The organism is Pseudoalteromonas sp. NZS71_1 (genome assembly GCF_015864305.1).
Lineage (GTDB): Bacteria > Pseudomonadota > Gammaproteobacteria > Enterobacterales > Alteromonadaceae > Pseudoalteromonas > Pseudoalteromonas arctica.
This window is the reverse complement of sequence record NZ_JADYXM010000001.1, coordinates 607,642-619,792: the sequence shown is the minus strand read 5'-3', so window position 1 is coordinate 619,792 and position 12,151 is coordinate 607,642. Positions and strand designations below refer to the sequence as shown.

Annotated in this window: 12 protein-coding genes; 7 read left to right on the top strand and 5 right to left on the bottom strand. The window is 37.4% G+C overall.

What is annotated here, in order from left to right:
* Nucleotides 1-378 precede the first annotated feature (378 nt).
* The gene (gene soxR / locus I6F43_RS02650) at nt 379-837 is read right to left on the bottom strand and encodes a redox-sensitive transcriptional activator SoxR (protein WP_165721744.1); all 459 of its coding nucleotides are present in this window, start codon (nt 835-837) and stop codon (nt 379-381) included.
* Nucleotides 838-913: 76 nt separating this feature from the next.
* Between soxR and I6F43_RS02645 the strand changes: the two genes are divergently transcribed.
* From I6F43_RS02645 to I6F43_RS02620, 6 genes are all read left to right on the top strand, one after another.
* On the top strand, nt 914-1,387 hold the full coding sequence (locus I6F43_RS02645; RefSeq protein ID WP_165721743.1) for a flavodoxin family protein: 474 nt from the start codon (nt 914-916) through the stop codon (nt 1,385-1,387).
* Between the two features lie 72 nt (nt 1,388-1,459).
* Nucleotides 1,460-1,969, top strand: coding sequence for a DsrE family protein (locus tag I6F43_RS02640; RefSeq protein WP_165721742.1), 510 nt, complete (start codon nt 1,460-1,462; stop codon nt 1,967-1,969).
* Between the two features lie 8 nt (nt 1,970-1,977).
* Nucleotides 1,978-2,613: an SGNH/GDSL hydrolase family protein gene (locus I6F43_RS02635; protein ID WP_165721741.1), complete on the top strand. Its 636-nt coding sequence runs from the start codon at nt 1,978-1,980 to the stop codon at nt 2,611-2,613.
* Between the two features lie 78 nt (nt 2,614-2,691).
* Nucleotides 2,692-4,230: an EAL domain-containing protein gene (locus I6F43_RS02630; RefSeq protein WP_165721740.1), complete on the top strand. Its 1,539-nt coding sequence runs from the start codon at nt 2,692-2,694 to the stop codon at nt 4,228-4,230.
* Between the two features lie 56 nt (nt 4,231-4,286).
* Nucleotides 4,287-4,808: a hypothetical protein gene (locus tag I6F43_RS02625; RefSeq protein WP_165721739.1), complete on the top strand. Its 522-nt coding sequence runs from the start codon at nt 4,287-4,289 to the stop codon at nt 4,806-4,808.
* A 258-nt stretch (nt 4,809-5,066) separates the two neighbouring features.
* The gene (locus I6F43_RS02620; protein ID WP_007584415.1) at nt 5,067-5,756 is read left to right on the top strand and encodes a response regulator transcription factor; all 690 of its coding nucleotides are present in this window, start codon (nt 5,067-5,069) and stop codon (nt 5,754-5,756) included.
* Between the two features lie 147 nt (nt 5,757-5,903).
* On the opposite strand, the gene I6F43_RS02615 is transcribed toward I6F43_RS02620, so the two are convergent.
* The 4 genes from I6F43_RS02615 to I6F43_RS02600 are packed head-to-tail and all read right to left on the bottom strand — an operon-like array spanning nt 5,904 to nt 9,034.
* On the bottom strand, nt 5,904-6,677 hold the full coding sequence (locus I6F43_RS02615; RefSeq protein ID WP_007584410.1) for a CsgG/HfaB family protein: 774 nt from the start codon (nt 6,675-6,677) through the stop codon (nt 5,904-5,906).
* A complete protein-coding gene (locus I6F43_RS02610; RefSeq protein ID WP_007584408.1) occupies nt 6,677-7,102 on the bottom strand; it encodes a curli assembly protein CsgF in 426 nt (141 codons plus the stop codon). The genes I6F43_RS02615 and I6F43_RS02610 overlap by 1 nt, the downstream gene beginning before the upstream one ends.
* Nucleotides 7,092-7,493 carry a curli production assembly/transport protein CsgE gene (locus tag I6F43_RS02605; protein WP_007584407.1) on the bottom strand — a complete coding sequence of 134 codons (402 nt, stop codon included), beginning with the start codon at nt 7,491-7,493 and terminating at the stop codon, nt 7,092-7,094. Before I6F43_RS02605 ends, I6F43_RS02610 begins: the two co-directional genes overlap by 11 nt.
* Before the next feature lie 38 nt (nt 7,494-7,531).
* Nucleotides 7,532-9,034, bottom strand: a complete 1,503-nt coding sequence (locus tag I6F43_RS02600; RefSeq protein WP_165721738.1) for a curlin — start codon at nt 9,032-9,034, stop codon at nt 7,532-7,534.
* A 583-nt stretch (nt 9,035-9,617) separates the two neighbouring features.
* On the opposite strand from I6F43_RS02600, the gene I6F43_RS02595 reads away from it, so the two are divergent.
* Nucleotides 9,618-12,122: a S8 family serine peptidase gene (locus tag I6F43_RS02595; RefSeq protein ID WP_197100855.1), complete on the top strand. Its 2,505-nt coding sequence runs from the start codon at nt 9,618-9,620 to the stop codon at nt 12,120-12,122.
* Nucleotides 12,123-12,151 lie beyond the last annotated feature (29 nt).

Here is a 12,151-nt window from a genome sequence, read left to right as displayed (position 1 = left end):
AGGCGCACAAGAATACTTAAAAATTAACCAGTTAGCAATGCTCCTACCCACATTGAATATACTTTTTACATATATTAAAGAAACCATTCGAGTATAGCCCTTCCCCTAAATTTTAAATGGTTTTTTAAATCATCTAGCGATCCAACTAAACAAGAAACTTCATGACTCTATATTAATGAATAGAGAGTTTTTGTAGTACCTGAGGCTATTTTGTTAGCAAAGTAACGTATTACCAATAAACGGACTAAAAAAACCTTCTTTAATAACTCAATAATGAGGCGTAGTTAGCCTTTATATTTAAGGCGTTGTTGACCCAACGCCTAAGAGGGGTATTTATTTTGTTATACAAAAGTGGAGAACTTTTTATACAGGCAAAGACTATGTATTTAAAAGCACAGCGCCGCTTTTATTTTCGCCTAAATGATCATCTTTATTGTAAATTGGGCAACTTTTAAGTGATAAGCAACCACATCCTATACAACCGTCTACTTTGTCGCGCAGGCGTTGCATATGCGCAATTCGATCATCAAGTTGCGCTTGCCAATGTTTTGAAAGTGCTGACCAGTCTTGTTTTGTTGGTGTGCGGTTGTCGGGTAGGGTCGCTAAGGTGTTTTTAATCTCATCGAGCGTAATTCCCATCGCTTGAGCTGCTTTTATTACAGCTACACGGCGTAATACATCAGGTTTATAACGTCGCTGATTACCATTATTTCGCCAGCTCTTAATTAAAAACTTAGTTTCGTAAAAGTGAAGAGTAGATACTTTTACACCACTTCTTTTTGCTACATAGCCAACGGTTAGGTTAGCTTCGGTTAATTTTTTTTGTCCTAGTGGCATAATTTTAATCCTTCAGTTGACCTCAATATAACTTGAGGTTTTAAGCTTCTACCACATTAAAAAAGGAGCTAACTAAATGCAACAAAAACTTGAGCGTAATACTGTTATTATTTATTCAAGCGCACGAAAAAACGGCAATACCACAGCCCATGTTAATAGCTTTGCCGAGCAAAATGATGTGCGCGTAATTTGTCTGGATGATTATAAAATTGCGCCGTATTGTTATGACAAAAACTATAAAAATGATGACTTTTACGCGCTATTTGAAGTGCTTTTAAAGTACGACCATTGGGTGTTCGCGTCTCCTGTTTATTGGTATAACACTACGGTACAAATGAAGTCTTTTATAGATAGGATCACAGATTACATGGATGACGAAACCTTGAAGCCGAAGTTACGGGCTTTACGTAATAAAGATTTTTCGTTGTTATCAAACGCATCATCGCTTGAAGCGCCTGATATTTTTGTAGAAATGTTTAAACGAACATTTAGCTATTTAGGTATGCAGTTTATTAACCACCATCATAAAAACACTCAATCGGCAGCATGATAAGCTGCCCTTTTTTCTTTGCTTCTGTTAGTTTTATAAATAGGTTAACTTATTTAAAACACAGGATTGTTTATGAAATACCTATTATTGCTTTTACTTATAAGCCCATTTTCGCAAGCGGGTGAAAACCTTATTAAAGACTTTGGTTACTTTTATAGTGTCCCGGAGCATGTTCAGATAAATGACTCTACGGTATTCAAAATAGCCTTTGATGTTGGTGATGGCGCTAAAAAAGGTGAGCAGAACAATTCAATGAACTCACTTGCACGTTTTATTAATATGCATGTAGCACACGGTGTAAAGCCAGATAACATTAAATTAGCGTTAGTGGTACATGGTAGTGCTAGCATTGATGTATTGGCTAATAGTGAATATAAAGAACGTTTTAAAGCGGATAACAAAAATCAAAGTTTAATAAAACAATTGTTGGCCAATAACACCGTGGTTTATGTGTGTGGGCAATCGGCTACGCATTATAAAGTAGCACCAGAACAACTAATTGAAGGTGTGCAAATGTCACTTTCGGCGATGACAGCACATGCCCAGCTGCAACAGCAGGGTTATACACTCAATCCATTTTAATAATTAACATGACAAAAAATATTCTCTGCTTTGGTGATTCTAATACGTGGGGTTTAAACCCTGTAACGGGAAAACGCTTTGATGAAAATACCCGTTGGACATCGTTATTAAATAAAAACTTAGGGTGTGGCTTTAACGTAATAGAGGCAGGGCAGCCTAACCGCACGTTAGTGCATAATCCACCGTTTGATGGCATGCTTAATGGTGTTAGTTATCTAAAGCCTTATTTGGATAAGCATGAGCTCGACTTTATTATTATTGCCCTTGGTACAAACGATCTTAAAAAACGTTTTAATTTAACACCTAGTTTAATAGCAGGTGGCTTAAATGATTTAATTAACTCAATACATATTTATTATCAGCAAGGTAGTACTTTAAAATCTCCTAAAATTATTATTGCTAGCCCACCTAAAATAAGAATCACCGAGCAGTATTCGCGTATTTACGAAGGTGCAGATACAAAAGCAACAAAGCTCTCTAGTGCATTTAAAAGCGTTGCGGCTAATAATAAATGTACTTTTATTGATTTTAATACATTTATTAATGTAACAGCCGGTGATGGGATTCACTTTGAAAGTAATCAGCATTTAACGGTAAGCGCTAAAATCACTCAGTTTATTCAAAATTCGTTCAATAATTTTTGAATCGATCTGTTTGAATTTAATGCGACTTATGCAATCATCTAATAAAGTAGTGATATAAATTAACAACTTCGAGATGCTATGAAAAAGTACCAACAAAAATCTATTATAGCCATTTTAACCGGAGGGTTAGTTTTTGTAATTGGCTGTTTTATTTTGCTCAATTTTGCAGCGCAGCAGTTAACAGCACAAACAAAGTCAGACGCTGAGTATATTCTCACTCATGTAGAAGGTGCAATTGCAGAGAGGCGTCGAATTCTTACCCCATTAAATAAGCTTGCGTTTAAGCAGTGTGACAACACAACCCTTCTTGAGATGCGCCGCGCTTTATTTGATGCAAAATATGTAATTGATATAGGCTTTTTTAAAGGTAACCAGCTAGTTTGCACTACTGGTGCAGGCTTATTAAGTAAACCAATTAACGACAAACAGCCTGACTTTATTCGAGATGGTGAGAAGGTCAGGGTTCGTTTTGAGCCAGAGCTTTATCTATTATTATTTAGTGAGCGCCCTATGGAGGTAATTATAGTCAGACAAGGGGACTATAATTTAATTATGCAGAGCACGCCCTTTACCAACATCGGAATTACTGCGCCAGATTGGGAAGTTATTTATAAAACACCAAATGCTTTGCATCATTTAGCAGGTAAAGAGGGGTTGTACCAGCAGGTAAAAAACAGCGTTTTCTTTCCTTACGAAACTAACTCAGTTTGCAGTTCTACAAGTAGTCAATATTGTGTAGTAGTGCACTTGCCTTGGAGTCTGTTTTTTTCTAATAATCACTTATTATTAATAATTTCGTTAATTTTAACCTGTTTAGCGGGCATATCGAGTGCGTTAATAGTTGATGCGAGGATTGCTGCACGCCGCTCTACCAATCAACGTATTCGTAAAGGGCTTAAAAAGGGATCATTTTATTGGACTTACCAGCCCATTATTTGTTTGCAAAGTGGCAAGCTGATTGGTTGCGAGGTACTTGCACGTTTTGAAGATAAGTACGGTGCTTTATTTCCAGATGAGTTTATTCCGGTTATTAGAAAAAATAATTTAACTTGGACTTTTACTGAGGCAATGATTGCTACCACAATAAAAGAGTTAACCTCTATAGAGTTATTGCCAGAAGGCTTTAAAGTGTCGCTTAATATATTTCCGTGTGATGTAGAGCTGGGTAATGTGTCGTTACTGCCGCAAATTACAGAGCTTACCAACTCACGCTTTATTATTTGTTTAGAGATAACTGAAGACGAGTACCTTGATACAAGCATTGCGCATGCTCATTTTAGAACCTTAGTTGAATCGGGATTTAACTTATCATTAGATGACTTTGGTACGGGTTATTCGAATTTAAGAAACTTACAAAATTTGAGCTTTCATCAACTTAAAATTGATCGTACGTTTGTTCAAGATATAGCAACTGAGGGCTTAAAAGCCTCTATGATCCCAAATATTATGGAACTTGTGCATAAGTTTAATTATACCTGTGTGGCAGAAGGGATTGAAACCACTGAGCAAGAAGCTATTTTAAAAATGGCGGGTGTGCATTATGGACAGGGTTGGAAGTATGGTAAGCCCATGACGGCGTCTAAATTTAAAAATTATATAACTAATCAGCATTTTTAGATCTCAGCTGCCATACTAAACGTATCATTATGAAATTTATAAATATTAGGTTTATTATGATCAAATTAACATTAAGTGCTTTTGCATTTTTACTACTTAGTGCATGTACAACACAGTATCCAAACCAGCAATTAACAGGTAAACAGTTCCCAAGCATTAGCGGCGAAAGTTTAGAGCAAAGCATGGTGGCTATACCCAGCGATTTTAAAGCAGATAAAACACTGCTGCTCATTGGGTACAAGCAAGATAGTCAGTTTGATATAGACCGTTGGTTAATTGGTTTAGATATGGCGGGTGTAACGCTCCCTACATACGAACTACCAACCATTGCCGGCATGGCACCACGCATGTTTAGTACATTTATAGACAGCGGTATGCGCAAAGGCATCCCTAAAGAATTATGGGGTGGGGTAATCACTATTTATAAAGATGGTGAAGCGGTACAAAAGTTTACAGGTAATCAAAGCCCAAATAACTCACGTGTGGTACTTATAAATAACAGCGGCGAAATTTTATATTTTTATGATCGAGGTTTTTCGGTTGATGCGCTAAATAAACTAAAAGCGAGTATAGAATAATTGATCCTAAAAGTTAGTTTAGGCTAATGCATATTTAAGGCTTTATAAGTTATTAAGCCACTAATCCGATCTGTTATTTATCTTATAAAAGCAATTTTAAAAATAAAATTGATGAAGGTTTTACATTGATTTAATTGATTTAATTGATTTTTATCTATTTTAGGATGAGAAAGAATAACAGTACTTTAATATCAAAATCCCATTGTAAGTTGTATTTGATTTAGGTAATGTAGTGTAAATGTTTCAAGGACGAAATTTATGCCCCATAAAAACTCGGTATTTGTAAAAACAACGTTTCAATCATCTTTTCATTCACACAACTACACCGCTATTTTAAGAACACTACAAGCTTTGTTTGGTGATATTAAAATGGACGAGGTTATTCCTAAAGCTGAGCAGCGCACAAATTATGATTTGTTTTTAATAGATGGTGCTAAAAGCAAATGGCAAGACCTTATTCCGACTGACCTTATTTGTTTAGCTAAACACTATAGCGTTGTCATCTTTAATGTTGATAAAGAAGATGTGTGCGAGCAAAACTTATTGCTTAACCATTTTAATGGTGTTTTTTATAAATCTGATCCACCAGAAGATATTTTTAAAGGGTTACTTCGTGTTAATACTGGCGAGCTTTGGTTTACGCGTAAAGTGATTTCAAAAGCTTTTAACGATATTTTAGCCGTGGCATCGTCGTTTAATAGCTTACACGACGACATTGAATTAAAGCAGGACGATTACGATCATTTAACAAAACGAGAAAAGTCTGTTATTCATTTAATTGCACAGGGGGCGAGTAACAATACAATCGCTGATAAACTTAACATTAGCGACCACACTGTAAAAACACATTTATACAGTGCGTTTAAAAAAACTAACTCACGCAACAGGGTGGAGCTTGCTAATTGGGCGCAGCGCTATATATCTGTTTTGCTGCCAATGGCTAAATAAGAGTAGAGCCATTAAGACGTTATTTAAGTAAAAAATTTATCCTTTAGATTTTTATAAGGGTTGGGTTAGCGAAGTACTTTCAAATCACTAACCACACAACTTATAAAGGCTACAATATGTAGCCTTTAGTTAATTTAGGAAGTCAGTTTATGCTGATTTTTTAGCCCATAAGCCTTTATCAATACCTTTTGTTATGAGATCTGTGAGTGCTTTTTCTATTGCTTGGGTAACACAAATGCTCATAGGTTCGTTGTCACTAAAGCCTGCTTCTGCTTCTGCTAGTCGTTTGTAGCTTACGTATCTAAAAAAGCCTGCACGCATTTCTTGGCTAAGTACTTTTTTGCTGGTGGCTACACTTAGTAGTACTTGTCCTGTACGAACATCAACAGCGCGTAAGTATATTGAAATAGCATCTTCACGGTAAAGCTCTGATGCGCCTATACCAAAGTATTCCATACCCAAACCACCTGTTTTTACATTAGTGTCGTAGCTTATGATACCGCCCTCTAAAATGATTTTAGCGGTTGTTAGCGGAGGTAAATCAGCTTGATTAGGATTATCGGCTTGGCCTGCACGAATAATTTTTCGCTCAGTTAAAATGTTTTGTAAACCTTCACGCTCTACCGGCGTAAACCAATCAGATTCATGTAATGCTTGTATGAGTATTGAGTTAGCACCTTGAGTAACGGCAGTCGAAAATGAGCTAACGTTAGTTTGTGGCTTATATTGACCTGTTTGATCTCTAAATGAGTAAACAGATACCGGAATACTGCCAACAGGTTTAGGTAAGTTTTTCAGATCTGCGAATAATTCGGTTGGCTCTAAACTAACTGCTTTTTGTTGCGATGGTGGGATTAAGTTCCCTAGGCTCGCACAACCGCTCAATCCTATTAATATTATTGTTATTAGTAGTTTATACATTATCCAAACCTCGGTACTTCAATGATCACCACGGTGTCATCAATTATATTTGTTATTCTTACTGTAATAGAATCAGTTGTGCTGGTTATAACTTCAATTTGATAATCGCCACTCATAAATATGGAGTCTTGATTGAAAAGGCTATCTTCTATGTCCTCACCAAATGCCATATCGGTAATTTCTCTTACCATACGATTTAAATAGGTGCGCTCTAGAGTTTCTTGAAATTGTTCAGCGTAACCTTTTTCTACTACCGGTGCTTTATGCTTGTTTTGAGCTTGGGCTTTACTCAACAGCATATTTGCATTGAGTGGGTTACCACCAAAGCTTGGGTTAATTGGGGTGTAAATTATTTCAGTTGCTGCTGCTGAAAAGCTTAATGTTGTTATTATTATAAGGGCTATATTTTTCATTTTACCATCCATCTTTAGCCATATCGGGTGTTGACACTGCCATGTTTTCGCGAGCCATTGCATCTATCACTGTATAAACAGCCTGCTCCACACGCTCATTTAAAGGCTCTAGTCGTCTACCTAAATAAGTTGCGTAAACAAGTTGGTTATTCATTATTAACGACAGCTTTGTGCCTGCTTTTGGAATGACCGTTTCTTTAATTTCAATGTTAAAACCTGCAGTTGAAGGGAGATCTCGCCAGTAATTAGAAAACTCAAAATAGAACTGATGACCAAAGCGGCTAATACTCCTATCAAGTAGTAGGCCGTCAATCTCCAACTCTTCAGCGGCATAAGATGCGGGCATTAAAAACAGAGAAAGCGTAAGTAATAATACTTGGTAATGGTTTTTATTATTATGCATAACTAAATGGGGAGAGTTGCTCTCCCCAACCTCAATAATTACATTTGAGTAATAGAAGTCACGTTACCGTCACCAATTTGGGTCACTGAAACAGTGCTGTTGAAACCAATTACGGCGCCTTCAACAATGTTATCGTTACCCATTTGAGTTACGCTAAACGAAACGTTTTCGCCACCTACTAAAAATGCAGGTTGCTCCATTCCTACTACCCAGTTACCTTCGCCAGTTTGTGAAATATCAATGCTGTGGCCATTACCTTCAACCATCATATCAACTACGTTCATTTCACCTGTTTGAGCTAGGTCAACTTGGTTCATGTTGCTATCTAAAATACCTGCAAGTGTAACCATGGCTTCGTTTTGAGAACCATTTTGCATAATATCGATATCGTTGTCGTTTGATGTTAGAGATATATCAGGATATGAAGACTCAACAACAGCAGTGTTTTCTTGGCCAGACTGAATAACGTTAACGTCATTTTCAGACCCATTAAAGTTAACAACGTGTGCTGAATTTGATTCACCTACTTGGTTAATCATAAATTCGTTATCGGTACCTAAAACGCCCATGTAAGCATCATTTAATAAGCCAACTTGTGTAGCCGTTAATTCATTATCGTCACCAATAATATCAACGGTTGTTGAGTTGCTTAAATCAACCTGAGTTACTGTAACTTCGTTGTTTTGACCTTCGAATAAGTTTGATTCGATAGTATTTAAAGAACCTTCTTGGTCTAAATCAATTTCGTTTTCATCGCCTAATACAGCTACAAATGTTACTGCGTTAGTATTGCCTTCTTGTTCAATTGAAAGCTCATTTGCATCGCCTAAAATATCAGTGAAGGTAACAGTATTACGATCGCCGTCTTGTTCAATATCAAGCTCGTTATCATTGCCTTGTAAAGAACTCACTTTGAAGGTATTCCAGTAACCGTTTTGCTCAAGACTCAGACTATTCTGATCGCCCATTACAGAGGTTAATTCAGCTTCATGCCACTCACCTGTTTGTAATGAACTGATTTCGTTGCCATTACCTTTCATATCTAAGTTGTAAAACCAATGACCACCAGTGCCTTGCTCTACATCAACGATATTGTCGTCACCAACAATCATGTTGACAGCTTCGTTGTTTACAAAAAAGCCTTGGCCACTTTGCAAAACATTTAGGTAATTATTATTACCAGTAACTTCGGTAATTACACCGTTGGCAACGCCATCTTGGGCATATACTTGCTCGTTGTTGTTACCAATTGTTGTTACGCCAACATAATTACCTGATTGTAATTGAGTAACTTCTGTTGTGTTCTCGTTTCCAGTAGTCGAAACCTCAATAGTATTACTATCTCCCTCTTGCATTAAAATCGCGGTGTTATTATTTTGCGATTGTGCCAATGTCATTGAATTAGCGGTGCTAAGTATAGATATTTTTGTACTAAGTTCTGAGTTTGATGCTGATTTGTTGTCGGTATCTGCATATGAGGCAAAGCTGGTACCCATTGCTATTGCAACAGCACAACTTAAAAGTGATTTATTCAACTTCATTATTTTCTCCTTGAAATATTAAAATCAAATACCCTAAATGTTATAGGTTTTAATAAGGTATTTGTTGTCTCAGCATGCCGTGCCGATATATTTTTTGTGATCCGCTTGCGTAACTTTAGAAGTAGGTGAAGCGTAATATGTGACTATAAATAATTAAGTTTTAATTTGTCATAAATATTGAACTAACAAAGTTTAAGCTCAAATTCATAATCACCCATTAACTGTATTCCCCTATTTCATTTTCTTAAATCATCATTTTTTACCAAATAATTAACCTTTTATTATCATCGGTTTATGTGTGTAACTGGTGGGTTTTAATGTAATAGTAAGCAAAAGCAGTAAAAAAGTTTGACCCTATAATGGGTAAGGTTGTAATGGGGCAGTTCATTAAAATGACTGTGTTTAGTGTTTTTTTTATAGCCAAACTGGTCAAAATTTATGATTTTTAATTCTTTTTAACTTTTTAACTTGTCAAATATCGTATTTACTAGTTTGCTTATAACTTGCCACGTGATCCCTTGTACTTGAAATAGTGAACAAACCCGCTTAGTGCTTCTAAGCTAACCCAACTATGGATAGAACAATGAAAACAAAATTATCTATTATTACGCTTGCTTTACTACCTTGTTTGGCTTCGGCTAAATTACCTGATGCAGGAGCTCTTCCACAAGCAGCTGCAAGCAGTGACTCTGTTATTGTTAAATATAAAAAAAATGCAACACCTCAAATGCGTAAACAAGCACGAAGCTTGGTTAAAGCAAAAATTACAGATTTAAATAATGATGAAGTTGATGATAACTTCACATCATTATTCTCAGGTCGCCTTGCTAAATTTAAAGTATCTGGCATGAGTACTAAAGAAGCTATTGAGCGTTTAAAGTCTCATCAAGCAATTGAATATGTTGAGCCAGATTACCGCGTTAGTATTGCTGCCAATACACCTAACGATCCACGTTTTGATGAACTTTGGGGCCTAAATAATGAAGGGCAAACAGGCGGCATTGCCGATGCAGATATTGATGCGCCAGAAGCATGGGAAATCTCAATTGGTAGTCGCGATGTTGTAGTTGGTGTTATTGATACTGGTGTTGACTACAGTCACCCTGATTTAGCTGACAATGCGTGGGTTAACACTGGCGAAATTGCAGGCGATGGTATTGATAATGACGGCAATGGTTACATAGACGACATTCACGGTATTAATGCAATTACGGATGCTGGCGACCCAATGGATGACCAAGGTCACGGTACCCACGTATCAGGCACTATTGGTGCAAGCGGTAATAATTCTACAGGTGTTGTGGGTGTAAACCATGAAGTTTCTATTGTTGGTTGTAAGTTTTTAGATGCCGCTGGTAATGGTTCAACATCAGATGCAATAAAATGTATCGACTATATGGTTAATCTTAAAAACTCAGGTGTAAACTTACGTGTTTTAAACAATAGCTGGGGCGGTGGCGGTTATAGCCAAGCGTTAGCGGATGCTATGACTGTTAGTGAGCAAGCTGACATATTATTTGTTGCTGCTGCTGGTAATGACGAAGTTGATAATGATGCAAACCCTCACTATCCATCAAGTTATGAACACGAGAGTGTATTAGCAATTGCCAGTACTGATAGCAATGATAACTTATCAGACTTTTCACAATGGGGCGCGACAAGTGTTGACATGGGAGCACCAGGCTCTGGTATTTTGTCAACAGTTCCGGGTAATGGCTATGCAAATTACTCAGGTACTTCAATGGCAACACCTCATGTTGCCGGTGTTGCTGCTCTTGTGTTGTCAGTAAACCCTGATTTAACAACATCAGAGCTTAAAGCGTTACTAATGAGTAGCGGTGACGCTAATGCTGCACTTCAAGGTAAAACGCTTGCGGGCACGCGCCTAAACGCAAATCAGGCGTTATTAGATGCCGATCCAACGCCAAGCTTTAAAATGTCTGTGACGCCAGCGTCACAACAAATAACAGTTGGTGAGTCTGCAACTTATACGTTTGAAATTGGTTCTATTGCTCAGTGGGATGGTGAAGTAACGCTTGAACTAGAATCTAGCCTTACTGGTGCATATTTATCAGAGCTAACTGCAAGCCCTGGCGAAACAGTACAGCTTAGTGTTGAGACCAATGGAAATACGCCATGGGGTAATTATGAGTTTACTGTTACAGCAACATCAGATGATATTGTTAAAGAAAAAACAGTAAGCTTAATGCTTCAACCTGCTGGTTTAAATGACTACACCTATACTAGCGAAGAAAATGTGGCGATTCCTGATAATGATCCACAAGGTGCTAATTCGGTAATTACAATTTCAGATGATTTAACTGTTTTTGGTACTTCTGTTGATGTAAATATTACGCATACTTGGTCTGGCGATATAGTCCTTACGCTAATTTCACCACAAGGCTCTGAGGTAACTTTACAGAGTAATGAAGGTGGCAGCGAAGATGATATTATTAAAACATTTACATCAAGCGTATTTAACAGTGAAGTAGCAACAGGCGACTGGACGTTAAATGCTGTGGATACAGCGGGTGCAGACACAGGTAATATTAATGGCTGGTCACTTACGCTTAGCGCTATAGGCGAAGTAAGTGCACAACCGCCACGTGCAGGCTTTACTGTTGATACGCAAGGTTTAACAGCCTCGTTTGTAGATACAAGCAATGATGCCAATAACGACATTACACAGTGGAGCTGGAGCTTTGGCGATGGCGCTACATCAACAGATTCAAGCCCTGTGCATGCATATGCGCAATCGGGTAGTTACGATGTAGAACTAACTGTTACTGACAGTGAAGGTAATACAGATACATTTACCCAAGCCGTTGTTGTAAGTGACGTGACCCTTGAACTGAACTTAAAACGCGCTAATAAAACACGCCTAGGTACGATGCGTGTAGAACTTAGCTGGGAAGAAGTGGGTGCAGAGTCATTAAGCGTTTACCGTAATGGTGAGCTAGTTGATACCACTGCAGATAATGGTCGCTACCGTGATTACGTGCGTGGAGCTACATTACCATCGTACGATTACCAATTATGTATAACAGAAAATGTGTGTTCGAATATCATCACCGTTTCTTTTGAATAAATTTCACTACTCCTAAAGTAATTTAAGCC

Coding starts and splice junctions, on each gene's coding strand:
- soxR (WP_165721744.1), bottom strand. CDS start 837: ATGCCACTAGGACAAAAAAAATTAACCGAAGCTAACCTAACCGTTGGC.
- I6F43_RS02645 (WP_165721743.1), top strand. CDS start 914: ATGCAACAAAAACTTGAGCGTAATACTGTTATTATTTATTCAAGCGCA.
- I6F43_RS02640 (WP_165721742.1), top strand. CDS start 1,460: ATGAAATACCTATTATTGCTTTTACTTATAAGCCCATTTTCGCAAGCG.
- I6F43_RS02635 (WP_165721741.1), top strand. CDS start 1,978: ATGACAAAAAATATTCTCTGCTTTGGTGATTCTAATACGTGGGGTTTA.
- I6F43_RS02630 (WP_165721740.1), top strand. CDS start 2,692: ATGAAAAAGTACCAACAAAAATCTATTATAGCCATTTTAACCGGAGGG.
- I6F43_RS02625 (WP_165721739.1), top strand. CDS start 4,287: ATGATCAAATTAACATTAAGTGCTTTTGCATTTTTACTACTTAGTGCA.
- I6F43_RS02620 (WP_007584415.1), top strand. CDS start 5,067: ATGCCCCATAAAAACTCGGTATTTGTAAAAACAACGTTTCAATCATCT.
- I6F43_RS02615 (WP_007584410.1), bottom strand. CDS start 6,677: ATGTATAAACTACTAATAACAATAATATTAATAGGATTGAGCGGTTGT.
- I6F43_RS02610 (WP_007584408.1), bottom strand. CDS start 7,102: ATGGATGGTAAAATGAAAAATATAGCCCTTATAATAATAACAACATTA.
- I6F43_RS02605 (WP_007584407.1), bottom strand. CDS start 7,493: ATGCATAATAATAAAAACCATTACCAAGTATTATTACTTACGCTTTCT.
- I6F43_RS02600 (WP_165721738.1), bottom strand. CDS start 9,034: ATGAAGTTGAATAAATCACTTTTAAGTTGTGCTGTTGCAATAGCAATG.
- I6F43_RS02595 (WP_197100855.1), top strand. CDS start 9,618: ATGAAAACAAAATTATCTATTATTACGCTTGCTTTACTACCTTGTTTG.